21 protein-coding genes are annotated in these 22,134 nt (G+C 29.7%); all 21 read left to right on the top strand.

What is annotated here, in order from left to right; all coding sequences use genetic code 11:
* Nucleotides 1-57: 57 nt before the first annotated feature.
* Nucleotides 58-1,485: a stage II sporulation protein D gene (spoIID, locus tag CLPU_RS03070; RefSeq protein ID WP_050354171.1), complete on the top strand. Its 1,428-nt coding sequence runs from the start codon at nucleotides 58-60 to the stop codon at nucleotides 1,483-1,485.
* Nucleotides 1,486-1,635: 150 nt separating this feature from the next.
* The gene (locus CLPU_RS03065; protein WP_050354170.1) at nucleotides 1,636-1,902 is read left to right on the top strand and encodes a Veg family protein; all 267 of its coding nucleotides are present in this window, start codon (nucleotides 1,636-1,638) and stop codon (nucleotides 1,900-1,902) included.
* A gap of 77 nt (nucleotides 1,903-1,979) precedes the next feature.
* On the top strand, nucleotides 1,980-2,504 hold the full coding sequence (locus CLPU_RS03060) for an SH3 domain-containing protein (RefSeq protein ID WP_050354169.1): 525 nt from the start codon (nucleotides 1,980-1,982) through the stop codon (nucleotides 2,502-2,504).
* A gap of 549 nt (nucleotides 2,505-3,053) precedes the next feature.
* Entirely contained in the window at nucleotides 3,054-3,473 is a 420-nt protein-coding gene (gene speD, locus CLPU_RS03055) for an adenosylmethionine decarboxylase (RefSeq protein WP_050354168.1), read from the top strand.
* A 236-nt stretch (nucleotides 3,474-3,709) separates the two neighbouring features.
* Nucleotides 3,710-4,564, top strand: coding sequence for a polyamine aminopropyltransferase (gene speE, locus CLPU_RS03050; protein WP_050354167.1), 855 nt, complete (start codon nucleotides 3,710-3,712; stop codon nucleotides 4,562-4,564).
* Complete coding sequence (gene speB / locus CLPU_RS03045; RefSeq protein ID WP_050354166.1) at nucleotides 4,551-5,402, top strand: agmatinase; 852 nt, start codon at nucleotides 4,551-4,553, stop codon at nucleotides 5,400-5,402. The genes speE and speB overlap by 14 nt, the downstream gene beginning before the upstream one ends.
* Nucleotides 5,403-5,574: 172 nt before the next feature.
* On the top strand, nucleotides 5,575-7,146 hold the full coding sequence (locus tag CLPU_RS03040) for a DUF3794 and LysM peptidoglycan-binding domain-containing protein (protein ID WP_050354165.1): 1,572 nt from the start codon (nucleotides 5,575-5,577) through the stop codon (nucleotides 7,144-7,146).
* A 251-nt stretch (nucleotides 7,147-7,397) separates the two neighbouring features.
* Complete coding sequence (locus tag CLPU_RS03035) at nucleotides 7,398-9,326, top strand: M60 family metallopeptidase (protein ID WP_050354164.1); 1,929 nt, start codon at nucleotides 7,398-7,400, stop codon at nucleotides 9,324-9,326.
* Between the two features lie 222 nt (nucleotides 9,327-9,548).
* Complete coding sequence (ispE, locus tag CLPU_RS03030) at nucleotides 9,549-10,400, top strand: 4-(cytidine 5'-diphospho)-2-C-methyl-D-erythritol kinase (RefSeq protein ID WP_200898459.1); 852 nt, start codon at nucleotides 9,549-9,551, stop codon at nucleotides 10,398-10,400.
* A gap of 13 nt (nucleotides 10,401-10,413) precedes the next feature.
* The gene (locus tag CLPU_RS03025) at nucleotides 10,414-11,094 is read left to right on the top strand and encodes a GntR family transcriptional regulator (RefSeq protein ID WP_235436091.1); all 681 of its coding nucleotides are present in this window, start codon (nucleotides 10,414-10,416) and stop codon (nucleotides 11,092-11,094) included.
* A 140-nt stretch (nucleotides 11,095-11,234) separates the two neighbouring features.
* Nucleotides 11,235-11,435, top strand: coding sequence for a CLC_0170 family protein (locus tag CLPU_RS03020; protein ID WP_050354163.1), 201 nt, complete (start codon nucleotides 11,235-11,237; stop codon nucleotides 11,433-11,435).
* An 11-nt stretch (nucleotides 11,436-11,446) separates the two neighbouring features.
* Nucleotides 11,447-13,021, top strand: a complete 1,575-nt coding sequence (locus CLPU_RS03015; RefSeq protein WP_050354162.1) for a spore germination protein — start codon at nucleotides 11,447-11,449, stop codon at nucleotides 13,019-13,021.
* A gap of 27 nt (nucleotides 13,022-13,048) precedes the next feature.
* Nucleotides 13,049-14,158, top strand: a complete 1,110-nt coding sequence (locus tag CLPU_RS03010; protein WP_050354161.1) for a GerAB/ArcD/ProY family transporter — start codon at nucleotides 13,049-13,051, stop codon at nucleotides 14,156-14,158.
* Nucleotides 14,151-15,314: a Ger(x)C family spore germination protein gene (locus CLPU_RS03005; RefSeq protein ID WP_050354160.1), complete on the top strand. Its 1,164-nt coding sequence runs from the start codon at nucleotides 14,151-14,153 to the stop codon at nucleotides 15,312-15,314. The genes CLPU_RS03010 and CLPU_RS03005 overlap by 8 nt, the downstream gene beginning before the upstream one ends.
* A 12-nt stretch (nucleotides 15,315-15,326) precedes the next feature.
* Nucleotides 15,327-16,436, top strand: a complete 1,110-nt coding sequence (locus tag CLPU_RS03000) for a GerAB/ArcD/ProY family transporter (RefSeq protein WP_050354159.1) — start codon at nucleotides 15,327-15,329, stop codon at nucleotides 16,434-16,436.
* Nucleotides 16,426-17,604 (top strand): Ger(x)C family spore germination protein, encoded by a 1,179-nt coding sequence (locus tag CLPU_RS02995; RefSeq protein ID WP_050354158.1) that lies wholly within the window; start codon nucleotides 16,426-16,428, stop codon nucleotides 17,602-17,604. The genes CLPU_RS03000 and CLPU_RS02995 overlap by 11 nt, the downstream gene beginning before the upstream one ends.
* Before the next feature lie 105 nt (nucleotides 17,605-17,709).
* A complete protein-coding gene (gene spoIIR, locus CLPU_RS02990) occupies nucleotides 17,710-18,399 on the top strand; it encodes a stage II sporulation protein R (RefSeq protein ID WP_050354157.1) in 690 nt (229 codons plus the stop codon).
* A gap of 142 nt (nucleotides 18,400-18,541) precedes the next feature.
* On the top strand, nucleotides 18,542-19,318 hold the full coding sequence (sleB, locus tag CLPU_RS02985) for a spore cortex-lytic enzyme (protein ID WP_050354156.1): 777 nt from the start codon (nucleotides 18,542-18,544) through the stop codon (nucleotides 19,316-19,318).
* Between the two features lie 17 nt (nucleotides 19,319-19,335).
* Nucleotides 19,336-20,724, top strand: coding sequence for a germination protein YpeB (gene ypeB / locus CLPU_RS02980; protein ID WP_050354155.1), 1,389 nt, complete (start codon nucleotides 19,336-19,338; stop codon nucleotides 20,722-20,724).
* A gap of 174 nt (nucleotides 20,725-20,898) precedes the next feature.
* Nucleotides 20,899-21,705, top strand: a complete 807-nt coding sequence (gene murI / locus CLPU_RS02975) for a glutamate racemase (protein WP_050354154.1) — start codon at nucleotides 20,899-20,901, stop codon at nucleotides 21,703-21,705.
* Nucleotides 21,706-21,715: 10 nt separating this feature from the next.
* Nucleotides 21,716-22,132, top strand: coding sequence for a YwiB family protein (locus CLPU_RS02970; RefSeq protein ID WP_050354153.1), 417 nt, complete (start codon nucleotides 21,716-21,718; stop codon nucleotides 22,130-22,132).
* The last annotated feature ends 2 nt before the right edge of the window (nucleotides 22,133-22,134 follow it).

Below are 22,134 nucleotides of genomic sequence, written 5' to 3'. Positions count from 1 at the left end.
TAGAACTATTAGTTATAGATAAAATCTATTTATAGAAATATATTGGGAGGGAGAGTTATGAGTGAAACGAATCAAATTTATATAGATATATTTGCAATCAAAGAGGAAAAAGTAGTTAGGATGTCATTGGAAGATGCAGTTATAATGGTAGTTGCATCACAAGTTAACATAGACTTTGAGTTAGAAGCTATAAAGGCTCAAGCTATAATAGCTAGAACCCAAATTGTTAAATCTATGAAGAGATACGGTGGTAGGGGATGTTCAAAGAACTCAAATTGTGATATTTGTGATGATGGACATTGTATAAATATAGAAAATAAAGACAACCTGAAAATGATGTGGAAAAAAGAATATGAAAAGAACATGGAAAAGATAACAAAAGCAGTAAAAGAAACAGAAGACCTTATAATGACTATTAATGGTAGACCTATAACTCCTAGGTTTCATGATACTTGTGGAGGATCTACTGAGAATGCTGAAAATGTAATATCGAATAAAGTAATATATCTTAGAAGAGTTTTATGTGATAAATGTGAAGAGTCACCTAACTGGGAAAAAAATAAAGAAATAAGGATAGAAGACTTGGAGGCAAAACTTGATGTAAAGTTTCCAAAGCCTAGTCCTTTTGTAAAAAGTGATATAAAAGGATTTATAGAAAATATCGAAAGAGACGAACATGGTAGAATTATTAGTGTAGAAATAGCAGGTAAAAAGTTCAAAGGAACAGACATTATGGACTTATTAGATCTTGATTCTACTAGAATTAGCTTTTTACCTAATGTTATAACATTTAATACGATAGGTAAAGGAGATGGACTTGGACTTTGTCAGTTCGGATCAAATAAAATGGCAAAAGAAGGTTATAGCTCTGAAGAAATACTAAAATACTACTTTACAGGAGTAGAAATAAAGAAACTTGAAAAGCCATGCATAGAAAAACCCCTTAATGGAAAGATAATAGTAATAGATCCAGGACATGGAGGAGAAAATAGCGGAGATTATACAGGAATAAATGGGCTAAGAGAAAGAGATATTGTATTGAAAATATCTAAAAAACTTAAGAAATCACTTGAAAAGCTAGGTGCAGTAGTAGAGCTTACAAGAACCCATGACGAATATATTTCTCTAAAGAAAAGAGTTGAATTTGCAAATAAAATTAGACCTTCTTTTTTCATGAGTATTCATATGAATGCTTATTCGAACCCTTCTATACATGGATGTGAAATATATCATTTTAGAAGTGACATAGATGGAGAAAATCTAGCCAAATCTATAATGTCAAGCTTATCACAAAATACCGGCATATTAGATAGAGGTATAAGAATAGCTGATTTGTATCTTCTAAGAGAAGTATATGTTAGTTCTATACAAATAGAACTTGAATATATAACTAACCCAGAAAAAGAGATAAAGTTCAGAGATAATAAGTATATAGACAGCATTGTAAGAGCTATTACAAATGGTATATTAAACTACTGTAAGTGATAGTTTAAATGTTAATAAGACTTATTATTTTGTTAAAAAGTTTTAATTGACAATACCTTGGTAGATGTAGTAAAATTAAAGTTTTACAATTGACACTTGACAAAATATGTGATAATATTATTATGTCACATACTGAAAGAAGGTGATTTGTTGGTACAGAAAAACTCATTAGCCGATATAAGAGCTAGTGTAGAAAACTATGTAGGACGTAAAGTGAGACTGAAAGCTAACAAAGGCAGAAAAAAGACAGTAGTGAAAGAAGGAGTAATAGAGAACGCATATCCAAGCATATTTGTAGTAAAAATTAACGGTGGATATGACACTATAAGGAGAGTATCTTACAGTTATTCTGATATATTAACGGAAACAATCGAAGTAACTATATGCGATGAAGAGCAAAAAATAAAAATAAGTTAACGATAATCCATCCTTTACAACTAGGATGGATTGTTGTTTTTATAGTTATAGTAATTTTAATAAAGGAGAGGTTTTTTATGAGAATTTTAACAATTATAATTATGTTATCTTTAGCATTATATGGATGCAGTCCAAATGACATCAATAAAGAGGCTAAAGACCCTAAAAATAGTACAAGCAGTTTAAAACAAGAAAGTGAAAAACAAGAACAACAAGATACTAATGAGAATAATGCAACGGAAATTATTAAAGTTTATGAAGGAAAAAGTACTAAAAGTAAAGTTATAAGAAACATAAATAATTTAAATGAAGTAAGGATATTAGCAGATATACCTAAAGGATGGTATAAAATAAAGCTTCAAGATGAAGTGGTAGGCTTTGTAAGAAAAGTCGATAATCAAAACAATACACAAGACACACAACAAGGAATTAATGAAAATAATGCAGTAAAAAATGTTAAGGTCTATGAAGGAAAAAGCACAAAGAGTAGAGTAATAAGAAACATAGATAGTCTAGATGAAACATACATATTAGCAGATATACCTGAAGGATGGTATAAAATAAAACTGCAAGACGGAGTAGTGGGATTTGTAAGAAAATAAATAATATATAAAATAGATTTTAGATAGTCTGTAAGATTAATTATTAAAAGGAACTATTTGTTCATATGAACAAATAGTTCCTTTTGCTTTATCATTAAATAGATTAAAAACTTAACTATAATAATTAAATTGGCTTATATAGATCTCCAAAATTATATATGATTATTATAAAAAACTTAAGATAATAATTATGCTATTTTTATATATTTTTGATTGAAATAAAAGCCATAAGATAAAAAAATGATGATTATAATAATTAATTTATTAAAAAGCATAAAAAACATAAAGTAATATATAACTTAACTTGAAGTTTAGTAAAAATGCTTAATTGTGGTCAAACTATGTATAACCCTAGGACATAATTAATAAATAAAATTCAGAAAAGTTATTGACATTTCAAAAAAATGTAGTATATTTATTAGGTGTAAACTTAAAGTTTAATAAAGCTAATCAAATTTTTTTTGCTAAAATGTTTAGTAAATATAAACAAAATATATAGTAAAAGATTACTTTTGCAAAATGGAATAAAGTGGAAAGGGGCTGTAAGTTATGAAAATAGAACAATTAGGGAGACATATACTAGTAGAGTTTTACAACTGTGATAAGGAAATTTTAAATGACCACGGACTGATAGAAGAGTATATGAATCAAGCTGCTGAAAAAGCTAAAGCAACTATAGTAAAAAGTGTATTTCACTTATTTAATCCTTGGGGAGTCAGTGGCGTAGTTGTAATACAAGAATCTCACCTGACTATTCATACATGGCCTGAATACGGATATGCAGCTGTAGATTTATTTACATGTGGAGAAGAAGTAGACCCATGGATTGCATTTGAACATTTAAAAAATAAGCTAGGAGCAGATAGAACTGAAACATTAGAAGTTCCTAGAGGAATGGTAGATAAGATAAAAAGATTTTCATCTGAGGAAAATTTAGAGATAGATAATTTTAAAGCTAAAGCAATATAATTCTATAAAAATAGGTCAAATAAATAAAAAAGGAGGTATAATCCGTTATATTAACATATATTACTTAAAAGATAATGTTAATATGTAGGGTAAACTATATCCGAGTTTAGGCCTTTGGAGTGTCGGACCAAACGAAAGTAGCTATCAGCAAAATCGGACACAATGAACAAGGAAGTAAACATAAACTTTTATAATAGATTATAAAGTTTTGTAAGTTTTACACGACGGAGAAGCAAATGGAGTTATGGTATACAGAAGAACATACAAACAATGCTAGATTTTCAATGAAAGTAAAAGAGCATTTATTCTCAGGTCAAAGTGATTTTCAAAAAGTAGATGTACTGGATACTTATGAGTTTGGAAAAGTTTTAACAATAGATGGTCTTGTAATGATTACAGAAAAGGATGAGTTTATATATCATGATATGATAACTCATGTTGCTATGGCTACAAATCCAAATATAAAAAGAGTACTAGTAATAGGTGGAGGAGACGGTGGTACTGTAAGAGAACTTACAAGATATAAAGATATAGAACATATAGACATGGTGGAAATAGATTCTTTAGTAGTTGAAGTATCGAAAAAATTTATACCACTTACAGCATCAAAATTAGATGACAAGAGAGTTAATCTACACATTGATGATGGTATAAAGTTTGTAGAGAATAAAGAAAAAGAATATGATCTTATAATAGTGGACTCCACAGATCCTATAGGACCTGGAGAAGGATTATTTACAACAGAGTTTTATAAGAACTGCTATAATGCATTAACTGAAAATGGAATATTAGTAAATCAAAATGAGAGTCCTTATTATGAAAAAGATGCTAAAGCTATGATAAGATCAACAGGAAAATTGTCAAAAATATTTCCTATATCAGAAGTGTATCAATATAATATTCCTACTTATCCTTCAGGACACTGGTTATTTGGATTTGCATCAAAAGTATTACATCCTATAAAAGACTTTAAGCCTGAAGTATGGGAAAGCTTAGGCTTAAAAACTAAGTATTATAATACAAACTTACATGTTGGAGCATTTGCACTACCTACTTATGTTAGGGAGATGATAGACAGTGCAAAAAAATAAGAATGTTCACACGTTTATAGGCTTTGATAGTGAGTATGAAGAATCAGACATAATTATGTTTGGAGCACCTTTTGATGGAACGACATCATTCAGACCTGGAGCAAGATTTGCTCCTACAATTATGAGAAATGAATCCTATGGACTTGAAACTTACAGTCCATATCATGATGAAGACTTAATAGATAAAAAGATATGTGATGTAGGAGACTTAGAATTACCCTTAGGAAATACTCAAAAAGTGCTGGATGTAATAGAAGATTTTAGTAGAATTATAATTAATGATGGTAAGATACCACTTATGATAGGTGGAGAACATCTAGTAACTTATCCAGCGGTAAAGGCAATTTATGAAAAGTATAAAGATATATATGTACTACATTTTGACGCACATACTGATTTGAGAGAGACACTATTTGATGAAAAACTATCACATGCTACGGTAATGAAAAGAATATGGGAGTTAGTTGGAGATAAAAAAATATATCAGTATGGAATAAGATCAGGAGAAAGATATGAATTTGAATGGGCAAAAGAGCATACAATATTAACTAAGTTTACTTATGATAGACTAGATGAGGCGATACAAACTATAGGTGATAAACCTGTATATATAACTATAGATATAGATGTACTAGATCCTTCAGTTATGCCTGGAACAGGAACTCCTGAACCAGGAGGAATATTCTTTAAAGATATAATAGATATTTTACTTAAAATAAAAAAACTGAATATAGTAGGAGCAGACTTAGTAGAACTCTCTCCACACTATGATCCAAGTGGAGTATCAACAGCGGTAGCTTGTAAGATATTAAGAGAACTTGCGATATCAATAAAGTAAAATAAAATGAAATCATAAATATAATCCATGACTCATATTATTAAAATAGTATGAATTGTGGATTTTTTGTTATTTAAAAGTAATTTTTTAGGACACCTAAGCATATCATTTTACATAAGAACCTATAAAGAATCCAACACCAAGCTTTTTTGATATAAGAGGAGGGAGTAAAATGGCAGTTGAGCTTATTAAAGACCAGTTAAAAATAGACCAACTAATAGGAAAAGAAAAAGTTCAATCTTTAGTGGAAGGGGAAATATCTGTTCCGCAATCTAAGCCTAAGATAAGTGAATTATTAACGGTAGATGGGAGTGTTGAAGTTACAAGTACAAAAGTGCTTCAAGATAAAATTTTAGTGAGCGGATTAGTTAACTTTAAAATTCTTTATAATGCAGAAGAAGAGGATCAATCTGTACATAGCTTAGATGCAAGTACTGATTTTAGAGAAGAAATAGTAATGGATGAAGTTGTAGATAATGCAATTACAGATGTAAGAGTAGATATTGAACATATAGAATTTGTGCCTTTAACAGACTATAAAGTTGGAATTAAAACGGTACTTAATATATCAAGTAAAATAATATCAGATAATAAAATAGATATAGTTAAAGACATAAAAGGTAGTGAAGATTTACAAATACTTAAAGAAACGATTAAGTATAATGATGTAATAGGATCTAATACAGCACTAACTATAGTAAAAGAGGCATTTGAGTTACATGAGGATAAGCCAGATATTTTAGATATACTTAGAATAGATACAAAAGTTTACGAAAAAGAAGCGAAAGTAGTTGAAGGAAAAATAATAGTTGCTGGTGTAGTAGAGTGCTTTATTATGTACTTTGCAGATGATGAAGACAATAAAATAAGTTACATAACTCAGGAGTTACCGTTTACTCATTTTGTAGAGGTTCCAGGTGCCTTAAATGATATGGATTGTATACTGAAACTCCAATCAAGTAGGATAAACTATGATATAAGAGAAGATTTAGAACAAAGACCAAGAATAATTGATATAGAATCAACTGTTAAAATAGAAGCTAAAGTTTATACTCAAACAGAAAAAGAAGTTACAGTAGATACTTATTCTACTGTTAAAAAGTTCGATATTAAAAAACAAAAAATATTTGTAACTGAAAATATAAGTCATAGCACTTCTGAAGAACAAATTAAAGGAGTAATAGATGTATCTCAAGATAAAGAAGCAATTAAAAATGTATGCAATATAAATGGAAGACCAGTAATAAGTGATCATAAAGTGATAGAAGGAAAGGCCATAGTAGAAGGATTACTCGAAGTAGATCTACTATATTTATCTCAATCAGATGGTGGATTAAGAAGTAAGAAACAGGAGATACCATTTAGAACATATATAGATATAGAAGACTCTACGAGTAATTTAGAGCTAGAAGTTGACAATCTGTTATCAAATATAAACTATAAGAAAACTAATAATAGTGAGGTAGAAGTAGAAGCTACTATAAAAAATGTTGTTTCTATCAATAGAGTTAAAAACATAGATATAGTTACAGAAGCATTAGAAACAGAAGAGTTAATAGATAAGAGTAAAAGACCAAGTATTACAATATATATAGTTCAAAAATCTGATACTATATGGGATATAGCAAAAAGATATAACACTACAGTTGAAGAAATAGTTAAAACCAATGACATTGTGAGTCCTGATAATATAATGCCAGGAGAAAAAATTATAATAGAGAAACAAGTGAATTTTAAATTTTAACAAAAAAATAAATTTAAAAAACTAAAGTATGCTAAGACAAATAGCATACTTTTTTATTACTTATAATGCTTTTGTATTAGAAAGAATATTAAACCTATAGTTCTATAAGGGAAATATTTGTAGGAATAAATACCTTTTTTGTATATTATGGAATTATTTGCTTGTAGGCTATCGAACTCTGTTGTAAAATCGTAATCAAGATCGATCTATAAAAGTATATAAAACCATAATATAGGGAGGATCACATCGAAATGAAGCTAAAAAGAGCTTGTGCTTTTGTACTATCATCGGGATTAATACTTACACCTGTTTCAGAATATATGGCCTATGCTAGTCCGGTAGTAGTTCAAAACGATAATTATACAACAAGTACAAAGGAAAATATAACAACTATTACATTAGAACAAAATGGAAATCTCGATCAAGATATTGCAACTAAAAGATATCAAATGGGACCAAGTAAATACTTATCGACAGGTATTTATAAGAAGCCAAATGAGCCTATAACTATTCATTTAAGCTCTACAGATCAAATAGTATATCCAAGGGTTGTAATTTCTGATCCTGTTCTTAAAAAATATCAAGACGGTAATAAAAGCGGAATTCAACTATCGCTAGGAAAAAATGAAATTTCAGTGCCAGAAGGTGGTATTGTTTATCTTATAAATGAAAGTGAGAAAACTAATATACCTCCAACAGTAACAATTGAAGGAGGACAAAAAATCCCTTACTTTGTTTTAGGAAAGAATACATTAAGTGATTGGAAGAATATGCTAAGTACATATGGTGACGTACCAGTTATTGAACTAGTTTCAAAACATGCAATTATCACTGCAGGAATAAAACAATCTAGACATGTTGATAACCCTGAAAAGTTGTTACAGTATTTTGATGAAGCGATAGAGCATGCTAATAAATTAACAGGTTTGGATAAAAACGATAAAGATTATAGACATAAACCTACAACATATAGATACCACTTTAGAGAAACTAGTGAAGAAGGATATTGGATGTATGCATGGTATAATCACACTGCATATGCTTCGGCAGCTGTAGATAAGATATTAAATTCATATCAATTTAAACATGATGGATGGGGACCTTGGCATGAACTTGGACATACATATCAACAGAGAGCTTGGATGTGGGGAGGTACAGGTGAAGTTACAAACAATATATATTCATTAGCAATTCAAAAACATTTTGGAAACCAAACTAGACTAGAAGAAGAAAAAGTATATGATAAAGCATTTAAATATTTACAACAACCATCTAGAGATTTTAACAGTAATGATGATTTATTTTTAAAGCTAGTGATGTTTTGGCAACTTCATTTAGGATTTGGTGATGATTTTTATCCAACAATACAACGTACGTATCGTGAAATGCCACAATCAAAATTACCAGGAACTGATGCTGAGAAAATACAAACTTTTATAGTTACAGCATCTAAAACTGCTAATTATAATCTAACACCGTTTTTTGAAAAGTGGGGACTATATCCTACTACAGAGACAAAGGGGCAGATAAAAAACTTACCTCAATTAACAAAGCCTATTTGGCAGTTAACAGACTCAAATGTTGATGAAATAATGAATGGAGAAGATGGAGAACAAGATAAAGACAATCAAGCTCCAACAGCTCCAACACAAATAAAGTCTATATCTGAAACTGAAAATTCTATTACATTACAATGGAATCTATCTACAGATAATATTGGCGTTAAAGGATATGAAATATATCGTAATGATGAAAAGATAGGTACAACAACTAGCCTTACATATACAGATACAGGGTTAACACCAAATATATCCTATATATATACAGTAAAGGCATTCGATGAGGCTGGAAACTATGCTACTAGTGAACCTATAACTGTAAAGACAAAAGAGAAAGTTAGTAATGACTTACCTCAGTGGGATCCTAATAAAGTGTATCTTGGTGGAGAAAGAGTCATTTATAATGGACTTGAATATGAGGCTAAGTATTGGACACAAGGGAATAATCCATCAGAATCTGATGTATGGAAGTTATTAAGTGACACTGTAGTAGAGTGGAGTAAAAATAAACCATATAACGGAGGAGATAAAGTAACTTATAATGGTCACACTTATCAAGCCAAGTATTGGACACAAGGAAATACTCCAGGACAGTCAGATGTTTGGGTACTAATTAAATAAAGCAAATTAAGTAAATGAAAATCTTCTTTGATTAATATATAATATGTCAAAGAAGATTTTTTATTTTTATAAATGTTAACATTAGAATGGTTTATTAAAATAGCCTTAAAAGGGTTATTTTTTATTTAAATTGCTTAGATTTGCTAAAATAATTTTTATATTATGGACAAAATATATTATACTATACTAAAGGATTAAATTTACAATAGGAGAGATAGACAAATGGGAATCATTACTATGAATGCATATGCGAAAATAAATCTCTCGTTAGATGTAATTAAAAGAAGAGAAGATGGATACCATGAGCTTAAGATGATAATGCAACAAATAGACTTAAAAGATACACTAACTATAGAAGAAACAGATAAAAATATAGAAATAGTGACAGATAATGAAAAATTACCTATAGATTCGTCAAACGTAGTATACAAAGTATGGTATACACTGTCTAATGAATTTAATATAAAAAAAGGTGTAAGAATAAATATAAATAAAAATATACCTATATCGGCAGGACTTGCAGGTGGAAGTACAGATGCAGCGGCAGTATTAAAAGGATTAAATGAACTTTGGAATCTTGGACTTACAGAAAGAGAACTAATGGACATTGGAGTAAAAATAGGAGCAGATGTTCCTTATTGTATTATGGGAGGAACTGCACTAGCAGAAGGAATAGGAGAAAAACTTACAAAGCTTAAAAGTTTTTCAAATAAACTGATACTACTAGCAAATCCAGGAATAGAGGTATCAACAGCTTATGTATATAACTCATTAGATCTTAAAAATATTAAAATTCGTCCAGATACCAGTAAACTTATAGAGAGTATAGAAAAAGAAGATACAAATTATTTGGCAAAAAACATGGTAAATGTATTGGAATCAGTAACGATAAAAGACTATCCTATAATTAATGAAATAAAAAAAGACATGATAGAAAATGGAGCTATAGGCAGTATAATGAGTGGCAGTGGTTCTACAGTATTTGGAATATTTGAAAATGAAAATGATCTAGAAAAATGTAAGGAAAAGTTAAACAAAAAAGTAAACACAGTCATTACATCCAAAACTATTTAGGAGGGGAGAAATTGTGTTGAAAGATATAGAAAAGATAAATATAGAAGAGTACAGGCCGCTTAGAGATATAGTTTTTGAAACATTAAGAGAAGCTATATTAAATGGCAAATTAAAGCCTGGAGAAAGAGTTATGGAGGTTCAACTTGCAGAAACACTAGGAGTTAGTAGAACTCCAGTGAGGGAGGCTATAAGAAAGTTAGAGTTAGAGGGGCTACTTGTAATGATTCCTAGAAAAGGAGCATATGTAGCAGATGTATCATTAAAAGATGTTTTAGATGTATTAGAGATAAGAGCTTTACTAGAAGGATTAGCAGCTTCATTAGCTGCAGAAAGAATGACAGAAGAAGAAATTGAAATACTTGAAAAAAAATCTCAAGAATTTATTGACTGTGTTAAAGCTAAAGATACAGAAGGAATGATTGATAAAGATACAGAATTTCATGATGTTATATTAAGATCAGCTAAAAATGAAAAACTTACAAGCATAGTAGAGGGACTTAGAGATCATGTTCAAAGATTTAGAGTAATTTATTTTACTGAATATGATAATGGGGTAGAGCTTATGAAAGAACATGAAAAAATAAAAAATGCAATAAAAGAAAGAGAGTCAGAGGAAGCTAAGGAGGCTTCTCAGGATCATATATATAGTATAGGAGACTACCTAGCAAAGAAGAAAACAGAAAGCCAAATGTAATTAAAATATATTTAGTGACCATATTAATATGGTCACTATTTTTTTGTATAACATTGTTCAAATTGGTAAAGATTAATAAATGAAAATGTATAACTTTTTTAATATGTAATAACTGAAAAATAACTAGGGGGATGATGGTTGTGGACATACAAACTCTAAGATATATATTTGATGCATACTTTTTTGTTTTTGTTATTCTCGCAGGAGTATACGGGCTAATAGTAGATGGAAGATGGTTAAAGCTAAAAGGTGAAGAGAGAGTGTGGAAGATCGTAAAGGTATTAGACATTTTGTGTATTGTAGTAGGAGTAGTTGCTTTTATAGGTGTTAGGATCTTTTAAGGAGGAAGAGTATGAGTCTTTTAAGGAGATTAATATTTGGTAGAAAAGGAAAAAAAAATAACAATGATGATAATAATAATTATGACGATAATAGGATCCCTATTTCAAAAAATATAGATAAGAATCTAGACATATTGAAGGAAGAATTCAAAGACTGTGATGATATTGTTTATAAAGAATTTTTAGTAGGAACAGATCAAAGTAGCAGACTGGCTATAGCTTATGTAGATGGTCTTATAGATAAGGCCTTAATAACACAAAATATTACAAAAGCTTTAATGCAAGAAGCAAGGGGAAGAGAACCTGAGAACATAAAAAAAGGACTGTATAAGCTTATAAAAGAAGGAAATTTATCTGCTTCAGAAATGGAAGAAGTAGACTTCTTAACAGAATGTATAGATGCTATGTTGTCAGGAGACACAGTACTTCTTATAGATGGTTATAAAAAGGCTATAATAGTAGGGTCTAGAGGCTGGCATATGAGAGGAATAGATGAGCCAGAATCAGAAGCATTAGTAAGAGGACCTAGAGATGGATTTAATGAAACTTTGAAGATTAGTATAAGCTCTGTTAGAAGAAGAATAAAAGATACAAAGTTAAAAGTAAAATACATGAAGGTAGGAAGACGATCTAAAACAGATATAGCATTACTTTATATTGAAGATATAATTGATAAAGAAGTATTAGAAGAAGTTAGATCTAGAATAGAAAAGATTGATATTGATGCAGTATTAGATAGTGCTTATATAGAAGAATTTATAGAGGACAGTAACTATTCATTATTTCCACAATTGGAAAGTACAGAAAGACCAGACGCCGTAGCAGCAGCTATATATGAAGGAAGAGTCGGGATACTTGTAGATAATACTCCTTTTGCATTGATAGCACCAGCAGTATTTACAACTTTTTTTGAATCTTCAGAAGACTATTATGAAAGATGGCCACTTGCGGCTCTTATGAGAATCATAAGATATGCAGCAGCATTTATTTCTATTTTAACACCTGCTTTATATATAGCGATAACATCTTTTCATCCAGGAATACTTCCATCAGATTTAGCACTATATATAGCAGCTACTAGACTTAATGTACCTTTTCCATCCTTCATAGAGGCATTTATGATGCAGTTTACAATAGAATTTTTAAGAGAATCTGGAACTCGTATATCAGGACCTATAGGTACTACAATAGGAGTAGTTGGTGGTCTTGTTATTGGTCAGGCAGCTGTTGAAGCAGGTATAGTGAGTCCTCTCATGGTTATCATAGTAGCTATTACCACCATAGCTTCATTTGCATTACCAAACTATACTTTTTCTATAGCTACTAGAATATTAACTTTTGCATTTATGGTACTTGCAGCAAGCTTTGGTTTTTATGGAATAATGATAGGACTGATTGTGATGGGAACTCACTTGTGTAATCTTTCAAGCTTTGGAATTCCTTATACTTCTCCAATATCAGTTTTAGGAAAGTTTAATGATGATCTTAAAGATACATTCATAAGAGTTCCATTACCTAGAATGAGGTATAGACCTCACTATGGAAAACTTAAAGATGAAGACTTACAGCCTCCTAGTGATGAATAAAATATAAGATGTGATGGTGGATATATCATGATGCATGAAAATAATAGAATAAATAAAACTCAAAATATGATTATAATTTTAAATGCTGTGATAGGTATAGAAATTCTTACCTTTCCAAATGTATTAGCAAGTACAATGAAGACAAGTGGTTGGATAACTCTATTAATAGCTGGATTAATAAGTATGATTCTTACTGTAATGGTAACTAAAATAGCATTAAAATACTCTGATGAAACAATAGTTGAATTTGGAAAAGAGCTAGTTCCTGCTTTCATATTAAAGATTATATGTATCTTATATTTCATAGCGTTCACAGTGAAAACTGGTGCTGCATTAAGGTCTCTTATAGAGGTTGTAAGAATATTTTTATTACCACGGACCCCACCACAAATTGTAGGAGTAATAATGATTATAGCTATAGCACATTTGGCTAGAAGTGGGATAGAATCTATGGGGCGAATGTATATGATAATTACCATGGTAATTATCATACCTACTTTATTTATAGGAATTGTCTTAATAACACAAATAAATTTTATGAATTATTTACCCGCGTTTAGATTTTCTTTTAAGGATTTAATGACATCCTTAAAAGAAATGCCAGTGAATTTTTCAGGATTTGAACTTATATTTCTATTTACTGTATATATAAAAAATGATAAAAAGGGATTATTAAAATATAATGTTTTTGCAATGTTAATAGTTACAGTATTTTATATATCAACTTATGTAATAATACTAGGAAAGCAAGGAGTAGCAATGCTTAGTCGTCAATTAGTACCAACTATGGCTGCTATGATTAGTATAGATATACCAAATGCATTTATTGAAAACTTAGATGGCATAATGATGGCTATTTGGATATTACTTATATTCTCTTCATTAACAACTTTTTTATTTGGTGGATCTGTAATTTTAAGTAAGATGTTTAAGAGCAAAGACTCAAAAGCATTTGTAATACCTTGTATCGTTATTGCTTATATAATAGCTAGTATACCACAAAATTATGATCAGATAATTAAATTTAGATTATTAATACTTAATAGAATAGAAATAGTTACAACAGTTATAATACCTATTTTACTATTCTTTATATATTTATATAAGAATAGAAAGGAGGTAAAGAGTAGTGAGTAAAAGACTTAGAATTGTAGCATTAATTACTATGATATCTATTTTATTAACAGGATGTTGGGACAGAATAGAAATAAATGAACGTGACTATGTAATTATTATGGGAATGGATTTAGCTAAACAACATAAGGGAGAAGAAGCTAGCGAACTAAAAAATCCATATGTTAATAGATATGCAATTAGCTACTCTATGCCTAATCTTAAAACAGTGCAAACAGGTAGTGAACACCCAGAGGAGGCTAACTTTGTATTTAAAACTGAAGCTCAAAATCCTTATGAGGCAAGTGTTCAATTTGCAAATAAGATGAGCACTGATCCTTATTATAAACATTGCAAAATTACAGTATTTGGAAGTAATTTGGTGAAAGATCCAATTTATCTAAGGGAGCTTTTAGATGGATTATTAAGAAATAATCAGTTAACTCGTAAATTAAATTTATTCGTAGCACAAGGAGATGCTTATGACATATTGAGTACTAATCCTAAAATGATCCCTAAGGTAGGTGAGTATTTATGGAGACTAGCTTATAAAAAAAATGTGATGTCAATATATGTACCCCAAACTTTAGACGAAGTAGCTACATCTTTAGAACAATATAAAACAGCTTTAATACCTAGAGTTACAGCAACTAAAGATGAAATAAAGGTAGCAGGAAGTGCAGCAATAAAGGACTATAGATTTATAGGATGGTTAGGAGAAAAAGAGACTAGATCAGTTGCATTTTTAAAAGAAAGATCTCAAGCTGATATTTTTGATGTGCCTTATAAAGAAGTAGATATACCATATATTGTAGACAATATAAGAGTCAGAAGAAAGGCAAAAATAGAAGATGATAAAATATCAATGGATATAATGATAGCTACAAGTGGGGGAATACAGCAATATCTACAAGATGAAAAGCCAGAGCTTATGAATAGTAAGATAATAAAGGAGATAGAAAAATCGGCAGAAAAAAGAATAAAAAGAGAAATTGATTTTACAATAAATAAGTTACAAGGAGACCTTAATATAGATCTCATAGGAATAGGAGAACATCTAAGTAAATTTGAACCGGATTTATGGGAAAGTATAAGAGATGATTGGGATAGCATATTTCCAAAAGTAGATATAAATGTAAAAGTAGATGCAAGAATCAGAAGAATAGGAAGTATAAGGTAGGGGGGTTTTTATATGATGGATAGGAATAATAATATAAATAAGACTCAGAACTTATTACTGCTAGTCAATACAGTAATAGGAGTAGGAGTTTTAAACTTACCAAGTGTTCTTGCTGCTGAAGTAGGAAGTAGCGGATGGATTTCCTTAATAATAGCAGGTATAATTTTAATGATTCTAGTAGTGATTATGACAAAGGTAGCAGCAAGATATGAAAGAAAAACTTTGGTGGAGTTTGGAAAAGATTTACTCCCTACACCTATAGCAAATCTTATTAGTTTTATATTTTTTCTACATATTTTAAGTGCTGGAGCTTTAGTCTTGAGGATTTTCATGGAAGTTATAAGAGTATATTTACTAAATGCAACACCAATACAAGTTATAGGAATAACAATAGTTATTGTATGTGCACATTCAGTAAGAAGTGGAATAGAAAGTATGGCTAGGATATTTACTTTAGTTACTCCTGTAATATTTGTACCAGTTATATTTGTAATTTTAGTTGTTGCGGTAGACATAAATTTTTCAAACTATTTTCCTTTATTTGATGTTTCCATAAAAGATATAATAAGTTCTATATCAAAAATACTTTTATCAATTTCAGGATTTGAGATGATTTACATATTTACCCCATTCATTAAGGATGATAAAAAAGACCTGCTGAAATATAATTTATGGGCTGTAGTTATAGTAATTGCCTTTAATTTAGTAATATATTTATTGACACTAGGAAAGTATGGAAAAGAGCTATTAGAAAGTCAAATATGGCCATTTATGTCTCTTATGAGAAGTGTAAAAATACCAAGTGCTTTTATTGAGAATATTGATGGTATTATGATAACAATTTGGATTCTTATAATGTTTACAACTTTATCAGCTATACTCTTTACATCTTCACTTACTATAAGCAGACTATTTAAAGCTAAAAGTGAAAAACCTTTTGTAATACCAATTATGCTTTTAATATATTTTTTAAGCACTGTACCACAAAATATATCTGAAGTTTATGAATACACTGATTTATATACAGGAACTTTAGATAGAATTACTATATTTGTTATACCTATAGTATTTATTCTAGTAATGTGGTTTAAAAAGAAATGGAGGACACAATATGATAAATAGATTATTAAAAATGATAATCGTATTTATTATTATACTAACTTTAACAACAGGATGTTGGGATAGAGTAGAGATAAATGAAAGACTCTTTATAATGTCTGTTGCAATGGATTTATATAAAGATGAAGATGAGAACGGAGAAGGTAGAAAAACTAAAAAACCTTCAGAAAATAAATTCACTATGACTTATGTTATGCCTAACTTTGAAAACATACAAACTAAGACTACAGGTAAGAGCCCCAAAGTAAAACATGTATTAAAAACAGTAGCTAAAAACCCTTATGAAGGAAGTCGACAGGTTTCATCTAAGGCGACAGGAAATACATTTTTTAAGCATATGAAAGTTGCAGTAATGGGATTAGATGTAACAAAAAATCCGATTTATTTTAGACAAATGATAGATGCACTAAATAGACAAGACGACATAACTCGTAAACTAGAGTTATTTGTGGCAGAAGGAAGAGGAGACGAAATAGTAGAAGCAAATCCTAAAATACAGCCGTTAGTAGCTTCTTATCTACAAGACTTAACTGAAAAACCAAAAGTTACTTCTACATATATACCTCAAAACCTTGAAGAAGTTGTTGCATCTTTAAAGACTTCTAAGACGGCATTAATACCTAAAGTTACAGTAAGTTCAGCTAAAGATGAAGTAAAGGTAGAAGGAAGTGCATTAATAAAAGACTATAAATTTATAGACTGGTTAGGAGTAAAAGAAACTAGAGCAGTATCAATATTAAAGAAAAAGTCTAATAATGACATATTCAATGTAATACATAAAAATATAACAATCCCTTATATAACTCATGACATACACGTATTTAGAAACCTGAGAATAGAAGATGACAAAATAGTTATGGATATAAAGGTAACAACTGAAGGTGGAACTTCAGAATATATATTGAATGGTAAACCTGAATTAAGTAATGACAATTTTTTAAAAGAGTTAGAAAAGAAAGCAGAACAGGTAATAAAAGGTGAAATAGATTATACGTTAAATAAGTTACAAAAAGAACTTAATACTGATGTTGTAGGAATAGGTGATTATATAAGTAAGTTTGAGCCGAAATTATGGAAGGAAATAAAGAATGATTGGGATCACATATTTCCAGAAGTAAAGATAAATGTGAGTGTGGATGCTAGATTTAGAAGGACAGGAAGTATAAAATAATATGTTTAGAAAGTTCCTTTTTGTTAATACTTAATGATAACCATAAAAAATATTGATAAATACGAACGTTAATTATAATTATTTTTTTATTAGGGGGTTATCATCATGTCTATTAAGAATAAAAAGGGATTTTTTATTACTATTATGTTTTCTTTAGTTATAATAAGTATTGGAATTATAGCATCAAAAAAATATTATAAAACTAGCGAAACTTATAAGGACAAACTTATAAGATTTCATGTTCTTGCAAATAGTGACTTACCAGAAGATCAAGAATTGAAATTAAAAGTAAGAGACAAAGTACTTAATGAAATAAGTCATAAATTTATAAATTCTAAGTCTATAGAAGAGACGAGAAAAATAATAAAGCAAAATATGAACGAAATAAGAGATATAGCATTAAAAGAAATAAAAGAAAGTGGTAAGGATTATGATGTAGATATAAAGTTAGGAAAACATACTTTTCCTACTAAATCATATGGAAATTTTACACTTCCTGCTGGAGAATATGAAAGTGTAAGAATAATCATAGGTGAAGGAAATGGACAAAACTGGTGGTGTGTTATGTTTCCTCCACTATGTTTTGTAGATGCAAAAAATGGATTAACGGATAAAAAGACAGAAAATAGATTAAAAGAAGTATTAACAGAAGATGAATATGGTATTGTGTCAAGTACATATGAAGAATCACCACAAGATCAACCTATAAAATTAAAATCTAAAATAGCAGAGGTATTTGAAAAAATATTCGTAACTAAAAATGAGACAGATGAAATGAAAGAAATAATGAAATAAAGTTAAAACTTTAAAGTTCTAACTTTATTTTTTTTATTTCTTATTTTTTTGAATAATTCTTAATTATTTACAGAAAATATATGTACACACTTTAAGCAAATAAAATAAAAAACCTTTTCAATATTGAAGGGAGGATAAAAATTTGAAAAAAATAGTTCTGTTTCTTAGTGGATCTATACTTTTAGCTTCAATACTAGGACTGACATATATAAACAATAAGCCAAAAATAGATACTCTTACGAATAAAGAAACAAGTAAACAGTTAGATAAAGTTGTAAATAAAGAAGAATCTTCTGAAGAAGTAGCTCTTATGCAACAAGAGAAACAACTTTATTGGGGATCTACAGGAGAAGATGTAAAAACTGTTCAAGATAAACTACTTAGATGGGGTTACTTTAACGGAAAAGTAGATGGTGTGTATGGTGCAGATACATACAGAGGGGTTATAAACTTCCAAAGAAGTAATGGACTTGCACAAGATGGAATAGTAGGTGGAGAAACAGCAAGAGCATTAGGATTAACTTTTACTACTAATACTTCAAGCCCAGGAAATACAGGTGTAAATAGAGAAGATGATGTATATTTACTAGCTAGAGCGATACATGGAGAAGCAAGAGGAGAGCCTTATGTAGGAAAAGTAGCAGTTGCAGCGGTTATATTAAATAGGGTAAACGATGCAGCATTTCCTAACACTATAGCAGGAGTTATATATCAACCACTTGCATTTACAGCAGTAGCAGACGGTCAAATTAATTTAACGCCAGATGCTGAATCTATAAAAGCTGCAAGAGATGCATTAAATGGTTGGGATCCTAGTTATGGATGCTTATACTATTGGAATCCTCAGACAGCTACTAGTAAATGGATTTGGTCTAGAAAAGTTATGCTAAAAATAGGCAAACACTGGTTTGGATTATAGATATGGAGGTGAGATAATTGGATAAACGAGAAAGAAATTATAACAAAACTGCTCTTATAGCTATACCTTTAGCTATACTTTTAATAGGATTGGCAGCTTGGGGAATTAATCAAAGTAACATGAGAAAAGAATATAAAACAGCTCTTAATAATGGATATCAAAGACTTTTCTATGATACAAAAGATCATATAGAAAATGTAGAAGTATCTTTATCTAAAGCCTTACTTTCTGAATCAAAAGAGCAAAACATAGTATTACTATCACAAATAATGCAACAATCTGCTGCAGCCCAAGAAAAGTTATCACAAATGCCAATAAGGCATTCAGACATGAGTAAGACAACTAGGTTTTTAACACAAGTTTCAGATTATTGTAACTCACTTATAAAAGATCATTTAGAAGGGAAAGAACTAACAGAAGAACAAAGAAACTCTCTAAATGAACTTAGTAAATATAGTACATTCTTATCAAGTGAATTATCAGGACTTCATAGAAAAATTATGAAGGGTGATCTAAACTTTGATGAAATAAGAAATAGAGAAGATAAACAAATGAGAAAAGCAAATAAGGATATGCTAAACACTCAACTAGTAAAGCTTGAAGAAGAAATGACAAAATATCCAGAGTTAATATATGATGGACCTTTCTCAGATCAAGCAAGAAAGATAAAACCTAAAGCATTAGGAGATAAAAATGTAACTTTAGAAGAGGCTAAAAAAATAGTAAAAGATTTCTTAGGAGCAAAAAAAGTAAGAAAAATAACTCAATTTGAAGCAGGAAAGAATCTAGATTCAGAAGCTACTATACCTTCATATACATTTAGCGTAACACCTGAAAATGCAGACAAAGAAAAAGCAATATATATTAGTGTAAGTAAAAAAGGTGGAAGCGTAGTATGGATGGCGAATCCAAGAACTGTAGGAAAACATAAGTTAACAATGGGAGAAGCTCAAGAAAAAGCAAGACTGTTCTTAGAAGAAAAAGGATTTAAAAATATGGAGCCGAACTATTCTCTTAGAAATGACGGTATAGCTGTATTTAACTATGCATATACAGAAAATAATGTAACAGTGTATCCAGATCTTGTAAAAGTTAAAGTAGCATTGGACAATGGAGAAATAGTAGGAATTGATTCAACACTTTACTTACAACAACATCACCAAAGACAAATAAGTGAGCCACAAATAAGTGAAGAAGAAGCTAGAAGTAGAGTAAAACAAGACTATAACATTACAAGTACAAGACTTGCAATTATTCCAAAAGGAATAAATCAAGAAGTGCTATGTTATGAGTTTAGAGGAAAATATAAAAACGAAGACTTCATAGTATATATAAATGCACTAACAGGAAAAGAGGAACAAATTTTAAGGTTAATAATAGATGAAAATGGAACACTTACATTTTAATATGAGGTAGGCTAATATAATTAGCCTACCTCATATTTTTTTACTAAAGTTTTATTTGGCTATTTATATATTTTTAACATATAATATACTATAGTTGATACAATACTAACATATATACTATAGAAAATATAAATTAACACTTAAAAGTAAACGGTAACCGAAAGGAGCGGTAATATGGATAACAGACCTATAGGAATATTTGACTCAGGAATTGGAGGATTAACTGTACTAAAAGAAGTTACAGAACAATTGCCAAATGAGGATATAGTTTACTTTGGAGATACAGCAAGAATACCTTATGGTACTAAATCAAAAGAAACAGTAATGAAGTATTCTTTTCAATGTATAAAATTTTTACTAAGTAAGAATGTAAAGGCTATTATTATAGCTTGTAATACAGCAAGTGCTATGGCATTAAAAGAAGCATTAGAACATTTCGATGTACCTATAATAGGAGTTATAGAGCCAGGAGCCAAAGCAGCTTCAGCTAAAAGTAAAAATGGAAAAATAGGAGTAATAGGAACCACAGGAACTATAAATAGTGAAGCATATCAAAAAGAAATAAGAGAACTAAAAAAATCATCAGAAGTAATAGGAGTAGCATGTCCATTATTTGTTCAAATTGTAGAGGATGGATGGCAAGATACAGATGTAGCTAGAATAGCAGCAGAAAAATACCTATTAGACTTAAAGGAACACAACGTAGATACTTTGGTACTAGGATGTACTCACTATCCTATACTTAGATATACATTAACTAAAGTTATGGGTGAAGGAGTATCTCTAGTGAATCCAGCTTTTGAAACAGCAAAGGAAGCAAAGCAAATACTAAAGCAGAATAACATATTATCAGGAAAAGTAGACAAGCCTATCCATTGTTATTACGTAAGCGATGATCCAGAAAAGTTTAGAAGAATAGGGGGGAATATCTTAAATAGAAATATACACGAAATAAAAAAAGTAGATATAGAGAATCTATAGGAGGTGCATCATGAAAGAAGTTACTCTTAAGATAAAAGGTACTCAAACAACACTAGATGGAGAAGAAAATGTTATAGAGTTAATAACAGAAGGAAAGTTCTATAATAAGAAAGGAACATATTATTTAGTATATGATGAAACAGAACTTTCAGGAATGGAAGGAGCAACGACCACGCTAAAAATAGAAGATAGAAAAGTTTCTATGAAGAGATTTGGAAATAATAAATCAAGCTTAGTTTTTCAACAGGGTACAAGATATAAATCAGAGTATGGAACTGTGTATGGAGATATGGATATGGAAATACTTACAAAACATGTAGACGTAAATATTTCTGATAAAGGAAGAGGAAACATAGACTTAATATACCAACTAAGTATTTCAGATTCAATAGAAACTACTAATAAACTTTCAATAGATATAATGTAGAG

The sequence above is a fragment of the Gottschalkia purinilytica genome, from assembly GCF_001190785.1.
Taxonomy (GTDB): domain Bacteria; phylum Bacillota; class Clostridia; order Tissierellales; family Gottschalkiaceae; genus Gottschalkia_A; species Gottschalkia_A purinilytica.
This window is presented reverse-complemented; position numbering and strand designations above follow the sequence as displayed.

Excerpts from the sequence above, each read along its gene's own strand:
- ispE (WP_200898459.1), top strand. The coding sequence starts at position 9,549 with ATGGGAATCATTACTATGAATGCATATGCGAAAATAAATCTCTCGTTA.
- spoIIR (WP_050354157.1), top strand. The coding sequence starts at position 17,710 with ATGTCTATTAAGAATAAAAAGGGATTTTTTATTACTATTATGTTTTCT.
- speE (WP_050354167.1), top strand. The coding sequence starts at position 3,710 with ATGGAGTTATGGTATACAGAAGAACATACAAACAATGCTAGATTTTCA.
- CLPU_RS03035 (WP_050354164.1), top strand. The coding sequence starts at position 7,398 with ATGAAGCTAAAAAGAGCTTGTGCTTTTGTACTATCATCGGGATTAATA.
- CLPU_RS03015 (WP_050354162.1), top strand. The coding sequence starts at position 11,447 with ATGAGTCTTTTAAGGAGATTAATATTTGGTAGAAAAGGAAAAAAAAAT.
- CLPU_RS03010 (WP_050354161.1), top strand. The coding sequence starts at position 13,049 with ATGATGCATGAAAATAATAGAATAAATAAAACTCAAAATATGATTATA.
- CLPU_RS02995 (WP_050354158.1), top strand. The coding sequence starts at position 16,426 with ATGATAAATAGATTATTAAAAATGATAATCGTATTTATTATTATACTA.
- CLPU_RS03060 (WP_050354169.1), top strand. The coding sequence starts at position 1,980 with ATGAGAATTTTAACAATTATAATTATGTTATCTTTAGCATTATATGGA.
- CLPU_RS03040 (WP_050354165.1), top strand. The coding sequence starts at position 5,575 with ATGGCAGTTGAGCTTATTAAAGACCAGTTAAAAATAGACCAACTAATA.
- murI (WP_050354154.1), top strand. The coding sequence starts at position 20,899 with ATGGATAACAGACCTATAGGAATATTTGACTCAGGAATTGGAGGATTA.
- spoIID (WP_050354171.1), top strand. The coding sequence starts at position 58 with ATGAGTGAAACGAATCAAATTTATATAGATATATTTGCAATCAAAGAG.
- CLPU_RS02970 (WP_050354153.1), top strand. The coding sequence starts at position 21,716 with ATGAAAGAAGTTACTCTTAAGATAAAAGGTACTCAAACAACACTAGAT.
- CLPU_RS03000 (WP_050354159.1), top strand. The coding sequence starts at position 15,327 with ATGATGGATAGGAATAATAATATAAATAAGACTCAGAACTTATTACTG.
- speD (WP_050354168.1), top strand. The coding sequence starts at position 3,054 with ATGAAAATAGAACAATTAGGGAGACATATACTAGTAGAGTTTTACAAC.